Raw genomic sequence first — 14,237 nt, 5'->3', positions numbered from 1 at the left:
CACGGCAACCGGACGCGTGCCCTGATCGAAGTGTCCACGAATTGAACAGTTGAGAGGGTGGGAGCCGCCCTAGTTTTCCGGTCAGCAACCCACTGGCAAAGGAGCCGCAACATGCAGATCACCGCCGCGCTGACCGAGACCAAGGGCGCTCCCTTCACCCTCACCCCGCTCGACCTGGACGACCCGCGCCCCGGCGAGGTCGTCGTCAAGATGGTGAGCTCCGGGGTCTGCCACACCGACCTGATCGTCCGCGACCAGTGGTACCCGGTACCCCTGCCGGCCGTCCTCGGCCACGAGGGCGCCGGCGTCGTGGAGGCCGTCGGTGACGGCGTGACCTCGGTCGCCCCCGGCGACCACGTCGTTCTCACGTTCCAGTCCTGCGGGAGCTGCCGTACGTGTCTGCAGGGCCGCCCCGCCTACTGCGACCAGTTCTTCGCCTGCAACTTCGCCGGCTCCCGGCTGGACGGCAGCACGCCGCTGCACCGCGAGTCGGGCGACGGCGTGCACGGCGTGTTCTTCGGCCAGTCCGCCTTCGCGAACTACGCCCTCGCCACCGAGCGCAATGTGGTCAAGGTCGACCCGGCCGCACCTCTGGAACTGCTCGGCCCGCTCGGCTGCGGCATCCAGACCGGCGCCGGCGGCGTCCTGAACTCGCTCAAGCCGCCGGCCGGCAGCAGCATCGCGGTGTTCGGCGCCGGCTCGGTCGGCCTGAGCGCCGTCATGGGCGCCGTCGTCGCGGGCTGCACCACCATCGTCGCCGTCGACCTCCACGACCAGCGCCTGGAGCTGGCCAAGGAGGTCGGCGCCACCCACGTCATCAACGGCGCGGCGGGCGACACGGTGGCCGCGCTCCGCGACCTCACCGGCGGCCTCGGCCTCGACTTCACGGTCGAGACCACCGCGGTCCCGGCCATGCTGCGGCAGGCGGCGGACGCCCTCAACCAGGGCGGCATCTGCGGCCTGATCGGCGCCGCCGCACTCGGCACCGAGGTCTCCCTCGACATGTCCTCCCTGCTCTTCGGCCGCACCGTGCGCGGCATCGTCGAGGGCGACAGCGTGCCGCAGCTGTTCATCCCCAAGCTCGTCGACCTGTACCGGCAGGGCCGCTTCCCCTTCGACAAGCTGATCAAGACGTACGCCTTCGAGGACATCAACGACGCCGTCGAGGACTCCGAGAAGGGCACCACCCTCAAGCCCGTCCTCACCTTTGGCTGAGCGGCGGACAGGAATGTTCCTCTCGTACGAGGGTGCCGAGCCGGCGTATGAGGAGTACGGCTCGGGCGAGCCGCTGCTCCTGATCCACGGCAGCGGTGCGCAGGCCGCCACCTGGGGCCGGACCACCGGCGACCTGGCGGCGACCGGCCACCGGGTCATCGCCTACGACCGCCGTGGTTACGGCGCCTCCGCGCACTCTCCGGTGCGCGGCCACCGCCGCCATGTCGCGGACGCCGATGCGCCGGATCTGCGGCGTCCGCGTCCCGATCACCTTCTTGATCGGCGAGAACAGCCACCCCTTCTTCCACACCCTGCACCGGCGGATGGTGCGGGCCGTGCCCGCGATCCGCAGCGAGGTGATCCCCGGCGCCGGCCACCTCGTGCACGCCGACGCGCCGGACGCCTTCGCCATGGCCGTGTGCCGCGCCACCACCCGCCCGAGCCCCCTTGGAGCCGACCAGTGAACCTGCGCTACGACACCCTCTACATCGGCGGCGAGTGGGCCCGCCCCGCCACCGGCCGGACGATCGTCCCCGTCAACGCCAGCACCGAGGAGCCGCTCGGGCAGGTGCCCGAAGGCAGCGAGGCCGACATCGACCGTGCCGTCGCCGCCGCCCGCGCCGCCTTCGACGACCCGGCAGGCTGGGCGACTTGGGAGCCCGCGCGGCGCGCCGAAGTGATGGACCGCCTCGCCGACGCCATCGACAAGCGCGCCGACGGATTCATCGAGCGAGTCGCCGCCCAGAACGGCATGCCGGTCGCCGTCGCCCGCCAGCTGGAGGCCGGCTACCCGAGCGCCGTGCTGCGCTTCTACGCGGCGCAGGCCCGGGGGCTGTCGGTGACGGAGACGCGGGACGGCCTGTTCGGCGGTTCGATCGAGGTCCGCAAGCTGCCGGTGGGCGTGGTCGCGGCCATCGTGCCGTGGAACTTCCCGCAGGCCCTGACCATGTTCAAGATCGCGCCCGCGATGGCGACCGGCTGCACCCTGGTCATCAAGCCGTCCCCGGAGACCGTCCTGGACTCCTACCTGCTGGCCGAGGCGATCGAGGAGGCCGGCGTCCCGGCCGGCGTGATCAACATCGTTCCGGCCGGGCGCGAGGTCGGCGCCTACCTGGTCTCCCACCCGGCCGTCGACAAGGTGGCCTTCACCGGCTCCACGGCCGCCGGCCGGGCCATCGCCGAGACCTGCGGCCGGCTGCTGCGCCCGGTCACCCTCGAACTCGGCGGCAAGTCGGCGGCGATCGTCCTCGACGACGCCGACCTCGACCTGTCCAGGATCGGTGAGGGGCTGTTCGGCGCCACCCTCCTCAACAACGGCCAGACCTGCTTCCTCGGCACCCGCGTACTGGCCCCGCGCAGCCGCTACGCCGAGGTCGTCGACGCCTTCACCGCGTTCGCCGGCTCCCTGACCGTCGGCGACGCGAGCGACCGCACGACCCAGATCGGCCCGATGGCCACCGCCCGCCAGTGCGAGCGCGTGGAGTCGTACATCGCCAAGGGACGCGCCGAGGGCGCCCGCCTCACCACCGGCGGGGCCCGTCCCGACGGCCTGGAGCGGGGCTGGTTCGTGCAGCCGACGGTCTTCGCCGACGTCGACAACTCCTCCGTCATCGCCCAGGAGGAGATCTTCGGCCCGGTGCTGTCCCTGATCCCGTACGACGACGTCGACGACGCCGTCCGCCTCGCCAACGACTCCGACTTCGGCCTCGGCGGCACGGTGTGGACGTCGGACCCGGAGCGGGGCGCGGCCGTCGCCCACCGGGTGCGCACCGGCACCATCGGCGTCAACCGCTACATCCCCGACCCGGCCGCCCCGTTCGGTGGCGTCAAGGCGAGCGGCCTGGGCCGCGAGCTGGGGCCGGAGGGCCTGGCCGGCTACCAGCAGACGCAGACCGTCTATCTGTGACCCGCTCTGTCTGCGACCCGCCGGCACTGCTGCCCGGGCACCTCGGTGCTCGGGCAGCAGTGCCTTCGCACGGTTGTGAGGGCGTGACGGAGGGAGCAAGCTGGGAGCACAGCCGTGGACGGGTCCGCACGTCGCCGACTTCGTCGTCGTGGATCTGCTGGACAGCGCACTCCAGGGGGGCGGACACGGACGAGGCCCCGCCGGGCGACATCCTGGTCTTCAACCGGGCCGCCCAGCGGTCCGTGCTCGCGGGCTGCCCCGAGACGGTGGTTCCGCTCGGCCGGACACACACCTACCCGGTGGACTCGCCCGTGGGGTGCGCCCTGGCCGTCGGGCGGGTGACGCGGCACCGGATAGACGCCGACACCTTGCACTGGTGGGCCGCCGGCTCCCCCGAACGCGCCCGCAGTATCGAGACCCACGGGATGCACTCGATGATGCTGGCGCCGCTGCGGGCGCGCGGCGTCACCCTGGGCCTGGCGATCCTCGCCCGGCACCGTGCCGTGGATCCCTTCGACCAGGACGACGTGAACCTGGTCGAGGAACTGGCGGCCCGGGCAGCCCTGTGCGTGGACAACTCCCGCCGCTACACCCGAGAACGCGCCATAGCGCTCGCCCTGCGGCGCAGCCTCCTGCCGCGCCGCGCGCCCCGGCAGGCCGCGGTGGAGGTGGCCTCCCGCTACCTGCCCGCCCATGCCCGGGCCGGCATCGGCGGCGACTGGTTCGACGTCATCCCGCTCTCCGGCGCCAGGGTGGCCCTGGTCGTGGGCGACGTGGTCGGCCACGGCATCCGCGCCTCCGCCACCATGGGACGGCTGCGCACCGCCGTGCGCACCCTCGCCGACGTGGATCTGGCGCCCGACGAACTGCTCACCCAACTCGACGATTTCGTCCTGCGTATGGACCGCGAGGACTCGGTGGACGACGGCACCGATCCGGCCGCGGAGGAGGTAGGCGAGGTCGGGGCCACCTGCCTGTACGCCGTGTACGACCCTGTCTCTAGCCGCTGCTCCATGGCCAGGGCAGGCCATCCCCCGCCCCTCCTGGCCACCCCGGACGGCAAGGTCGGCCTGCTGGACGTGCCGGCCGGACCTCCGCTGGGGCTCGGCGGGCTGCCCTTCGAGGTCGCGGAGTTCGACCTGCCGGAGAGCAGCGTCCTCGCCCTGTGCACCGACGGTCTCATCGAGGCCGGAGGACGTGATCCCGACGCCGGCTACGCCCTGCTCCGTGACGCCCTCGCCGTCCCCAGCCGTCCCCTGGAGGAGACGTGCAAAACGGTGGTGCGGAGCCTGCTGACCGACCCCCGCACCGACGACGCCGCTCTCCTGCTGGCCCGGACCCGGACCCTGGGCCCCGACCGGGTCGCCACGTGGGATCTGCCCGCCGACCCCGCGGTTGTCGCCCGCGCCCGCGAACTGGCCTGTGCCCAACTGTTCGCATGGAACCTGGACGCCGACGTCGCCTTCACCACCGAACTCGTCGTCAGCGAACTGGTCACCAACGCCATCCGCTACGGCGGCCCGCCTGTCCGCCTGCGGCTGATCCACGACACCTCCCTCATCTGCGAGGTCTCCGACGCCGGCAGTGCCGCCCCCCATCTGCGCCGGGCCCGCGTCTTCGACGAGGGCGGCCGGGGCCTGATGATCGTGGCCCAGCTGACCGAGCGGTGGGGCAGCCGCCACACCGGAACCGGAAAGACGATATGGGCTGAACAACTTCTGCCGGCCACCTAGGCCACGCTCACGTCAGAAGCGTCGAGCCGGAATGGTCGAGTCGGCTGCGCGGTGGCGCGAGCTGTTTCAGCGTTGCCGCTCCAGGGGCAAGGATGGCGGCGGCGATCGACGACGTTCGATTCGGGCCGTACCCCCGGTGCCCGCGCCGCGGAGCGCGCCCGGTTGGCGGTGAGTTGGGTCGGCGGCAAGTCACCGCCGGGCGGGCGCCTGGCGGCGTCGTCACTCGTGGGCCGGCGCCCAGGAGGGCGCGGTCGGCGAGCACCATTCGAGCCGGGGCGGTTCATTTCGGGGTGTGCCGAGATCGGCCGCGTGTAACCGATCGCCATTGGGCTGCACATGGCGCGGGGAGGCCCGCTCGTGCCCCTCATCCCTTTGGTCACGCTCTCGAACGCCAGGCGGGCGCCTTCCGTGTTCCGCGTCAAGGCGGTGGCGGCGATCGCCTTCTCGCCCGGAAGAGTCGGAAGAGGTGCGGCTGCGGGACACCAACACGCTTGGCAATCGCCTGGGTGGAGGTGCCGCAGTGGCCGGTGAGCGCGAACTCGGCGATCTCAGCGCGGGGATGACGCTCCCGCGTCTCTCCTGCCTGCTCACCCAGCCCGTGCCGCCATGTTGGCGGGCGCCGGTCAACTCAACCTGAAGTCGGCCGGTGGCGCGGCGAGGGATCGGTTCGCTGTTTGTGCTTGCGGACTGGAAACCGATCGGTTTACAGTGAGGCAAGGTGAAACCGATCGGTTTCCTTCTGGTGTTCGGGAGTGCATGATGACGACAAATCGGCCGGTGGCCCTCGTGACGGGTGCCTCCTCCGGCATCGGCAAGCAGACCGCGCTCGCGCTGGTCGCGGCGGGTTTCGAGGTGGCCGGCACGGGCCGCGACACCTCGCGCGTCGCCCCGCTCCGGGGTGTGACGTTCTTCGACCTCGACGTGGTCAGTGACAAATCGGTCACCGCTGTGGTCCAGCAGGTGATCGAGCGGTTCGGGCGGATCGACGTCCTGGTCAACAACGCCGGCATCGGCTCGATCGGCGCGGCCGAGGAAACCTCCCTCGCGCAGGCCCAGGGCGTCTTCGACATCAACGTCTTCGGGGTCATGCGCATGGTGAAGGAGGTCCTGCCGCACATGCGCGCCCGGGGGCGCGGCCGCATCATCAACCTCTCGTCCGTCCAGGGTTTCATCCCCGCTCCCTACATGGCCGTCTACGGCGCGTCCAAGCACGCCATCGAGGGCTACTCCCAGTCCCTGGACCACGAGGTCCGGCAGTACGGCGTCCGCTCGCTCCTGGTCGAACCCGCCTACACCAACACCGGATTCGAGGCCAACAGCGCCAAGCCCGACACCCCCCTGCAGGTCTACGCCGACCAGCGGCACGTCTTCGACCGCCTGATGGCGGAGGCGATCAAGAGCGGTGACGACCCGGCCGTGGTCGCCAAGGCGATCGTCACGGCAGCGACCGACACCAAGCCGAAACTGCGCTACGCCGCCGGACCCATGGCCGGACGCGCACGCATGCTCCGCTTCGTTCCCGCCTGGGTCCTGGACAAGCAGATCCGCACGATGAACAAGCTCACCGGCTGACACCCCCCACCCGCGCACTCCGCCACCCACAAACCCGTTCGCGCCGTTGATACCGGGAGAGACCCATGTCCGAGACCCTGCACTCCGCTGCCGCTACCGTCGCGAGATGGCGCTCCGCCGAGGAACGCGGTGACGTCGACGCCGCGGTCGCCTGCCTGAGCCGGGACGTCGTGCTCAGCTCGCCGCTCACCGAGCAGTTCCGGTTCGAGGGATCTGACCAGCTGCGTGACTTCCTGACCTCGGCGTTCACGGCGGTCAAGGACGTCCGCTACCACACCCAGACCGGCGAGGGCGACGCGTACGCGCTGGTCTACCGGGCGCGGGTGGGGTCCCAGTCGTTCGAGGAGGTGCAGTTGCTGCGGCTCGACGACGAGGCAAAGATCAAGGAGATCACGCTCTTCGGGCGTCCGATGCCGGCCCTCACCGCCCTGATGACCACCCTGGGGCCGGAGCTCGCCCGCCAACAGGGCCGCCGGGGCCTCGCGGCGCTCATGCGCGCCAGCACCATACCCGTGCACGCGATGGTCACCTTCGGGGACCGCAGCATGGTCGCGAAGACCCGGCCGGCAGCCCGGTGGACCTGAGAGCACCAGGTCCACTGGCCGTTCGGCCCCGTTCCCCTTCCAGGAGTTGGCGGCAGCCGTAGGCGATGTCCCCGGCGGACAGCTTCAGGTCGCAGGAACGCACGAGGTACCTGCCGTCCAGGTGGGCTCCGGCTCGCCCTGACCACACGGGCGAAGCCGACTCCCGAGAGCGGCTGCTGGAGGCACCGTCCTCCACCGGCCACGGCAACGTTCGGCCAATCCCCCCCCAACGCGCCGATGTGATGCGGCAACTCGCCGCGCTTTCCAGCAACTTGACCCAACAGGAGACGCGCCCATGAAGCGACGTACGTTCCTTACAGCGACCACCGCGTCGCTGGCCGCCACCCAACTCGCCGGACCCGACTACGCCTCCGCCTCCCCCTCCGGTTCAACAGCCGGTCACTACGAGGTCGTTGCCCGCTTCTGGGGCGCGATGCCGACGGGTGTCACCGTCTCGCGCCGCGGCCGGGTCTTCGTCAACTTTCCCCGCTGGGGCGACGATGTCCCGTTCACCGTCGCCGAACTGCGGGGCGGGAAGCCGGTGGCCTACCCCGACGCCGAGGTGAACCGGCAGGATGCCTCAGACCTGGCCGGGCACTTCCAGTCGGTGCAGAGCGTCGTCGTCGACCCGGCCGACCGGCTGTGGATCCTCGACACCGGAAGCCCGGGGTTCGCCGGGTCCTCCTACGGCGGTCCCAAGCTCGTGGCGGTCGACCTGCGCACCGACCGGATCGTATGGAAGATCCTCTTTCCGCCCGAGGTGGTGCCGGCGAACGGCTACCCCAACGACGTGCGCTTCGACCTGCGGCGCGGCGCCGAGGGCATGGCCTTCATCACCGACTCGGGCGGCTCCAACGGCATCATCGTGGTCGACCTCGCCATGGGCCGCTCCTGGCGGCGACTGACCGGGCACTCCTCGGCACTCCCGGACAAGCAGTTCCTTCCCGTCATCGAGGGCCAGCCCTTCATGGTCCGCCCCGCGGGCGGCGAGCCCACGTACTACGAGACCGGCTCCGACGGCATCGCTCTCAGCGCCGACGGCACGCGCCTCTACTACTACCCGCTGTCCAGCCGCCGACTGCACAGCGTGTCCACCGACGCCCTCGCCGACCCGGACGCCACGGACGCCGAGGTGGCGGCGACGGTCGAGGACCTCGGGTTCAAGCCGATGGCCGACGGCCTGGAGAGCGACGACAAGGGGCGGCTCTACGGCGGCGACCTGGAACATAACGCGATCTGGCGCAGGAGCCCGAACGGCACCTACCGGACCCTCGCTCAGGGACGCGAACTGCTCTGGGTCGACACCCTGTCCGTCGCCTCGGACCGGCACCTGTACGCCATCGCCAACCAGCTCAACCGGCTGTCGCCCTTCCACGAGGGCAAGGACCTGCGCCGCAAGCCCTATCTCCTGGTCCGACTGCCGATCGACGCCGGGCCGGTCAGGCTCGTGTGACCTCTCCGGCCCGCGTCAGGCGGCCGCCTGGTCGCTGGATCAGAGCGCACCCCAGCCGTGCAGCGGGCACCCCCCGGCCCGGGCGCTGCCCCGGGCGCGGAACCGGTCGGGGCAGGGCTTGCCGGTGCAGTGCGCGGCGATGCGGTCGATATCGGTCAGACCGTTGTCCCCGTGCAACTCGACGCCCTCAACGCGCCGGCACCCGAGTCGGAGGCACGGTTCGAGTCGAAGTCGTACGGCTTTCGGCCCGACCGTGGCTGCCATGACGCCATCGAGGCGATCTTCACTGCGGTCGGGGGCAAGAACCCGCACCGCCGGTGGAGTCTCGACGCGGATCTGGCAGGGGTGTTCGACCGCATCGACCAGGGCATCTTCTCCGTCAGCTCGGCACATTCCCCGAGGGAACAGATCAAGCAGTGGCTGAAGTCGGGCGTGGTCGAGCGTGAACAGCTCACCTCGACCGAGGCGAGGGCTCCACAAGGCGGGCTTATCAGCCCGACGGTGTTGAACGTCGCCCTGCATGGGCTGCATGAAGCCGCCGGGGGCCGGTACCTCCCTGATGGGATGAGGCACGCCGGTGGGTTGGAGCCGGGCACCCCCGTGGTGATCCGTTATGCCGACGATCTGGTGGCTTTGTGCGTCAGCGAGGAACAGGCCCGACAGGTCAAGCAGCAGCTCACGGTGTGGCTGGCGCCGAGGGGACTGGCCTTCAACGAGGACAGCACGCGCGTCGTCCGCCTTGAAGAGGGCTCCGACGACGTCGGCAGCGAGCATGAAGGTGGCCGCACCGTGCCGGAGGTCGTGCGGCCGGACGGGCGGGAGACCGGAGGCGGCGAGCCGCTCGAAGAGGTCGGTGACCTTGCCGGGGTGCGGCCAGGAGTCGTCCTCTTGGGAGACCAGGCTCGGGGTGCGACGTGTACAGGCTGCGGTTCTCCGTGTGTCCCAGGGACGGCCGCGACCGCAGCTCAGCGCAGGCCGGCGAAGAGGTCGTTCTCGGGCAGGGGCGCGCCGGTGGTGTCGTGGACCCGGACGAACGTCTCCACGCCCATGAGTTGTGTGAACCTCTCCTTGCCCATCCGCAGGAAGAAGATGTTCTCACCCTGGCTGGCATGCGCGGCCAGTGCGTCGAACTTCTGGCTGCCGAAGTCGGTGGTGTCCACCCACGTGGTGATCTCCTCGTCGGGCAGGCCGATTTCGGGCCCCTCTCCGGCCTCGGACGGATCCGGCTCCTCCCACTCCGCGCCGAACTCGCGCATGATCTGCCCGAACTCCTTCATCATCGAGCGCGGCGCCGTCGTCCAGTACACCTTCGACGCCATCCCGGTCAGCGACAGCGCTGCCAGCGTGATCCGGTTCGCCTGTATGTGATCGGGGTGGCCGTAGAACCCGTTCTCGTCGTAGGTCACGACGACATCAGGCTGGTACCGCAGCATCAGTTCGGCCAGCCGAGCGGCTGCCTCATCCACAGGCGTACTCCAGAACGATCCAGGCGCGGTGTTGGCCGGCCAGCCCATCATCCCGGAGTCGGCGTACCCGAGCAGCTCAAGATGACCGACCCCCAGGACGTCACAGCTCGCTTCGAGCTCGCCTCGACGGATCACGGCAACGGCAGCCGGATCATGCCCGGGGTCGCCCGGCTTGGCACCCCCCGGACCGTCACCGCAGCCACCGTCGGTACACGTGACGAGCACCGTGCGGATGCCCTCCGCCGCATAACGAGCGAGGACACCCCCTGTTCCCGTAGCCTCGTCGTCCGGGTGGGCGTGCACTGCCATCAGCGTCAAAGGCCGGTCAGCCATGAAATCCATCTCCTGGTCGGTCAAGTGATCGGTGCCAGTCTGCGGCACAGCGGTACGTGACCGCCCGCAGCCCGCCGAGTCCGCCCAGTGTCCCCCAAGCCCGACCGGCCAAGGCAGCGGGGACTCATTTGCCACCTCGTGGGTCGCGACCCGAAAGGGTCCCGCTGGACCGTACGTTCAGGCCCGAAGCGGTACCGGCTCCGGGCTCACGGCACGTCCGCGAATCCCTGAACCTTCCCCTTGCTCTCTCGCCACCCCGCTACCAATACCCCCAGGGCCCGCTCATAGCAGTCGGCGACCGCGAGCCCTGGCGGCTCGTTCCCCGACAGCACCAGGGACACCAGGCCATGGGCCGTTCCCCAGACCGACAGCGCGATGACCTCCGGGTCGGACTCCGAACTGAACTGCCCTGCCTGCTGTCCGCGCCGCACGGCGTCGACGAGGGGCCGGTAGGTCTCGATGGCCTCAGGCGGCCTCTCCGACTCCGACTCGGACGGGCACTGGACGCTGCGGTCGGAGAAGAGGATCGCGTAGAGATGCGGGTTGGCGATGGCGTATTCGCGATAGACGAGCCCAAGTCGGATCACGTCGCCGGCCGGGTCGTCCGTCGGGCGGATGGCTGCCAGGCGTGCGACGAAGAGCCGCGCCGCCTCCTCGTACAGGCTCCTGAGCAGGCCCGCCTTGTTGCCGAACAGCGAGTAGACCGCCGTGGTCGAGGTCTTCACGTCCGCAGCGAGCTGTCGCAGGCTCAGCGCGGCAGTGCCGCGGTCGAAGACCGTGGCGGCCGCGCGATGCAGGAGCCGGAGCCGGAGTGCTTCGTCATGTGTCTTGAGCCTGGCCATGGCCCCATCATATTACAACGCCGTTACGAATGCTTCCCGGTATCGCCTTTGCTTGTTTTCGTCCGCTCCGTCCCGCGTCAGGACCCGCCGCTTCCGAACGAGCTCCTCTTGCATATGGGCAGGTCAGGGCTGAGGGGCTTGACCACTCTCTGAATGAGAGGTGTGCAACAGCGTTGCGTCGAGCAATAAAAACGCTGTTACGGTTCGTTCGGCGCCGACCTTCAGGCGGTCCTGCCCGGCGCTGGCTAACGATCTAGGAGAAGTCATGTTTGAGGGGTTTGGGCGTCTGCTCCACCGCAGGCGAAAGCCTCTGCTGATGCTGACCATGCTGTTCGCCGTCCTGTCCGGGGCCTACGGTGCCGGAGTCTTCGGCTCCCTGACACCGCTCGGCTTCCAGGACCCCGGCTCGGACAGCGTGCGCGCGGCCCGCATCGCTGAGAAGGCGTTCCCGCAGCGGACACCCGACGCGGTGATCGTCTACCGCGACAAGGACCGCACCGTCGACGACCCGTCCTTCCAGCAGGCGGTCGTCAAGCAGTTGGAATCCCTGCCGAAGTCGGAGGTGACCGGCTACCTGGACTTCTGGGCGACCAAGATGCCGGCGCAGGTCAGTTACGACCGGCACGCCACCTACGTCGCCCTGAACCTCCACGGCAGCAGCGAGAAGGCCAAGGAGGACGCGTACGAGGCGGTCAAGGACAAGATCCCGGCACCTGGCCTTCAGACCCTGCAGGGCGGAACGGTGCCCACCGGCCACCAGGCGAGTGAGAAGATCGAACACGACCTGAGAACCGCGGAGATCATCTCGGCCCCCGTGCTCTTCCTGCTCCTGCTGGTCGTGTTCGGCGGTCTCACCGCGGCCTTCCTCCCGCTGATCGTCGGCGTGCTCTCCATCCTCGGGTCGATGGCCGTCCTGCGGACCATCGCGAACATCACCGACGTGTCCGTGTTCTCCATGAGCCTGGTCACGATCCTGGGTCTCGCGGTCGCCATCGACTACGGCCTGCTGATCGTGAGCCGCTACCGCGAGGAACTTGAGGCCGGCTACTCCGGCGAAGAGGCGATCGGGCGCACCCTCGCCACGGCCGGGCGCACCGTGGTGATCTCCGGCACCACGGTCGCGGCGGCGCTGGCCGGCCTGACCCTCTTCCCGTCGACATTCCTGAAGTCGATGTCGTACGGCGGTGTGGCCGCGGTCCTGCTGGCGGTGCTCTTCTCCCTGGTCGCGCTGCCCGCGCTGCTCGCCGTCATGGGACCGAAGGTCAACGCCTTCCCACTGCGCCGCCGCAAGAAGGCCGCGCGCCCGACGGCGGCGGGCGAGGGCGCCTGGTACCGGTTCGGGCACGGCCTGATGCGGCGGCGATGGGTCGTGGTGGTGGGCGCGGTGGGCCTGCTGCTGACGCTCGCCCTGCCGTTCTCCAAGATCGAGTTCGGTTCCATCAACGCGCAGCAGCTGCCGAGCAGCTCCGAGGGCCGCCAGGTCTTCAACGGCATGGAGCACGACTTCGACGGCGACGCGGTGAAGTCCATCGACTCGCTGCTCGTGCTGAAGTCCGACGGGGCCTCGAAGGAGCAGGGCGCGGCGCTGAGGGCGTACGCCGAGCGGCTCGGCGCCACCGAGGGCACCACGAGCGCCCGGATCACCGGAGTCGAGGGCGCCACGGCCCGGGTGTCGGTCACGTTCGACGGCAATCCCATCTCGACTCACGCGCGCGACCTGGTGAACCGGCTCAAGGACGTCCCTGAACCGCCGGGCGCCCGGGCCTACTTCGGCGGTGAGTCGGCGGTCTACGACGACACTCTGGACGCACTGGGCGAGACCCTGCCGTGGATGCTGCTCTACATCGCGGTGATCACGTACGTCCTGCTGTTCCTCGCGTTCGGCTCGGTGCTGCTGCCGCTGAAGGCCATCGCGATGAACCTGCTGTCGCTGACCGCGACCTTCGGGGTCCTGGTCTGGATCTTCCAGGACGGCCATCTGCACCACCTGCTCGGCTTCGATCCGACGGGCAACATCGAGCCCAACATGCCGATCATGCTGTTCGCGCTGATCTTCGGACTCTCCATGGACTACGAGGTGTTCCTGGTGTCCCGGATGCGGGAGCAGTACGACAAGTCGGGCGACAGCACGGAGGCCGTGGCGTCCGGGCTGCAGTCCATCGGGCGCCTGGTCGTGAGCGCGGCGCTGCTGATGTGCGTGCCGCTGGCGGCGATCGGGATGAGCGATGTGCTGACCATCAAGCTCTTCGGCGTCGGCATGGTGTTCGCGGTCCTGGTGGACGTGCTGGTGGTGCGCGTCCTGCTGGGGACGGCCGTCATGAGACTGCTGGGCAGAGCGGCCTGGTGGGCTCCGGGCCCGCTGGCCCGCTTCTACGACCGGTTCGGCATCAAGGAGACCGACATGCCGGCCGACGACACCGCCGACGAGCGGGTCCCCGTCGCCGCGGGCTGAACCCTCCCGAGAGGCCGAAGTGCCTTCACCCGAGGCACTTCGGCCCTCGCTGCCGTTGCGAGCGGGGGTTGTCGGCGGTGCAGTGCCGTGGACTCACTCTTCCGGATGCTCGCCCCGCCCGCACGCACGGCGATCATGGCGACGGTGGTTCGCGTCCTCCTGGGCCAGGCGCCGTAGCAGCCGGACGACCGGCTCGAACAGCACGGTGAGGACCACCGCCCGCTCGGCGAGGGCGATGCGGTCCTCGATCCCCTCGAACTGCGCGAAGTCCAAATCGGCGGTGGAGGTGGCGAGCTGTGCGTAGGGGATGAGGTCGTCGGCCGTGTAGTCGGTGCCGAGGCGGCTCAGTGCGGCGAGACTTTCGGCGAGTGCGGGGCGGTGCGGTGACGCGTCGGAGATCCGCCAGCCCATGTTCTCGATGAGAGCCTCGACCCTCGCGGCGGCTGCGCCCGGTACAGCCTCGTCGGCGGCGCTCTCCGCTCCGGGACCGTCCTCGCTGTCCGCGCCGCCCTTCCCGTTCGTTTCTGCGGAGGGCACGGGCAGTGCGTCGTGGGCGACGCCCAGAGTCTCGAACGCATCCAGTGGACGGTCGACGGCTTCGAGCACTTCACGGGTGCGGGCGACGGAGAGCCCGCCGAGCTGGATGAGAGAACGGATCAGTCAAGACGGGGCCATTACTCG

Annotated in this window: 11 protein-coding genes and 2 pseudogenes; 9 read left to right on the top strand and 4 right to left on the bottom strand. The window is 70.0% G+C overall.

All coding sequences use genetic code 11. The features are described from left to right. Positions 1-111 precede the first annotated feature (111 nt). From F3T56_RS06475 to F3T56_RS49995, 8 genes and pseudogenes are all read left to right on the top strand, one after another. The gene (locus tag F3T56_RS06475; RefSeq protein ID WP_149823711.1) at positions 112-1,215 is read left to right on the top strand and encodes an NAD(P)-dependent alcohol dehydrogenase; all 1,104 of its coding nucleotides are present in this window, start codon (positions 112-114) and stop codon (positions 1,213-1,215) included. Positions 1,216-1,436: 221 nt separating this feature from the next. Further along, complete coding sequence (locus tag F3T56_RS06470; protein ID WP_149823710.1) at positions 1,437-1,679, top strand: alpha/beta fold hydrolase; 243 nt, start codon at positions 1,437-1,439, stop codon at positions 1,677-1,679. Continuing rightward, positions 1,676-3,121, top strand: a complete 1,446-nt coding sequence (locus F3T56_RS06465; protein ID WP_149823709.1) for an aldehyde dehydrogenase — start codon at positions 1,676-1,678, stop codon at positions 3,119-3,121. Before F3T56_RS06470 ends, F3T56_RS06465 begins: the two co-directional genes overlap by 4 nt. Positions 3,122-3,204: 83 nt before the next feature. Continuing rightward, positions 3,205-4,854 carry an ATP-binding SpoIIE family protein phosphatase gene (locus tag F3T56_RS06460; RefSeq protein ID WP_342786899.1) on the top strand — a complete coding sequence of 550 codons (1,650 nt, stop codon included), beginning with the start codon at positions 3,205-3,207 and terminating at the stop codon, positions 4,852-4,854. Between the two features lie 759 nt (positions 4,855-5,613). Continuing rightward, complete coding sequence (locus F3T56_RS06450) at positions 5,614-6,426, top strand: oxidoreductase (protein WP_216372928.1); 813 nt, start codon at positions 5,614-5,616, stop codon at positions 6,424-6,426. 65 nt (positions 6,427-6,491) lie between these two features. Further along, positions 6,492-7,010, top strand: a complete 519-nt coding sequence (locus F3T56_RS06445) for a nuclear transport factor 2 family protein (protein WP_149823707.1) — start codon at positions 6,492-6,494, stop codon at positions 7,008-7,010. 295 nt (positions 7,011-7,305) lie between these two features. After that, positions 7,306-8,463 carry an L-dopachrome tautomerase-related protein gene (locus F3T56_RS06440; protein ID WP_149823706.1) on the top strand — a complete coding sequence of 386 codons (1,158 nt, stop codon included), beginning with the start codon at positions 7,306-7,308 and terminating at the stop codon, positions 8,461-8,463. Positions 8,464-8,520: 57 nt separating this feature from the next. Continuing rightward, positions 8,521-9,138, top strand: a pseudogene (locus F3T56_RS49995) (reverse transcriptase domain-containing protein); the annotation flags it as partial. A gap of 81 nt (positions 9,139-9,219) precedes the next feature. On the opposite strand, the pseudogene F3T56_RS49990 reads toward F3T56_RS49995, so the two are convergent. The 3 genes and pseudogenes from F3T56_RS49990 to F3T56_RS06425 form a co-directional block, all read right to left on the bottom strand. Beyond that, a pseudogene (locus F3T56_RS49990) lies at positions 9,220-9,357 on the bottom strand (tyrosine-type recombinase/integrase); the annotation flags it as partial. Positions 9,358-9,428: 71 nt separating this feature from the next. After that, positions 9,429-10,262, bottom strand: a complete 834-nt coding sequence (locus F3T56_RS06430; protein WP_149823705.1) for a PIG-L family deacetylase — start codon at positions 10,260-10,262, stop codon at positions 9,429-9,431. Positions 10,263-10,468: 206 nt separating this feature from the next. Beyond that, positions 10,469-11,104, bottom strand: a complete 636-nt coding sequence (locus F3T56_RS06425) for a TetR/AcrR family transcriptional regulator (protein ID WP_172638828.1) — start codon at positions 11,102-11,104, stop codon at positions 10,469-10,471. Between the two features lie 316 nt (positions 11,105-11,420). Here F3T56_RS06425 and F3T56_RS06420 point away from each other — a divergent pair, with 316 nt between their 5' ends. Beyond that, a complete protein-coding gene (locus F3T56_RS06420) occupies positions 11,421-13,556 on the top strand; it encodes an MMPL family transporter (protein WP_246203444.1) in 2,136 nt (711 codons plus the stop codon). A gap of 93 nt (positions 13,557-13,649) precedes the next feature. Here the strand turns inward: F3T56_RS06420 and F3T56_RS06415 are convergent, their stop codons facing one another. Then, entirely contained in the window at positions 13,650-14,093 is a 444-nt protein-coding gene (locus F3T56_RS06415; protein WP_149823703.1) for a hypothetical protein, read from the bottom strand. Positions 14,094-14,237 lie beyond the last annotated feature (144 nt).

The sequence above is a fragment of the Streptomyces tailanensis genome (genome assembly GCF_008386495.1).
GTDB classification, from domain to species: Bacteria; Actinomycetota; Actinomycetes; order Streptomycetales; family Streptomycetaceae; genus Streptomyces; species Streptomyces tailanensis.
This window is presented reverse-complemented; position numbering and strand designations above follow the sequence as displayed.

What these genes read in the sequence shown, in the direction of transcription:
- F3T56_RS06475 (WP_149823711.1), top strand. Translation starts at nt 112, where the DNA reads ATGCAGATCACCGCCGCGCTGACCGAGACCAAGGGCGCTCCCTTCACC.
- F3T56_RS06470 (WP_149823710.1), top strand. Translation starts at nt 1,437, where the DNA reads ATGTCGCGGACGCCGATGCGCCGGATCTGCGGCGTCCGCGTCCCGATC.
- F3T56_RS06450 (WP_216372928.1), top strand. Translation starts at nt 5,614, where the DNA reads ATGACGACAAATCGGCCGGTGGCCCTCGTGACGGGTGCCTCCTCCGGC.
- F3T56_RS06445 (WP_149823707.1), top strand. Translation starts at nt 6,492, where the DNA reads ATGTCCGAGACCCTGCACTCCGCTGCCGCTACCGTCGCGAGATGGCGC.
- F3T56_RS06440 (WP_149823706.1), top strand. Translation starts at nt 7,306, where the DNA reads ATGAAGCGACGTACGTTCCTTACAGCGACCACCGCGTCGCTGGCCGCC.
- F3T56_RS06430 (WP_149823705.1), bottom strand. Translation starts at nt 10,262, where the DNA reads ATGGCTGACCGGCCTTTGACGCTGATGGCAGTGCACGCCCACCCGGAC.
- F3T56_RS06425 (WP_172638828.1), bottom strand. Translation starts at nt 11,104, where the DNA reads ATGGCCAGGCTCAAGACACATGACGAAGCACTCCGGCTCCGGCTCCTG.
- F3T56_RS06420 (WP_246203444.1), top strand. Translation starts at nt 11,421, where the DNA reads ATGCTGACCATGCTGTTCGCCGTCCTGTCCGGGGCCTACGGTGCCGGA.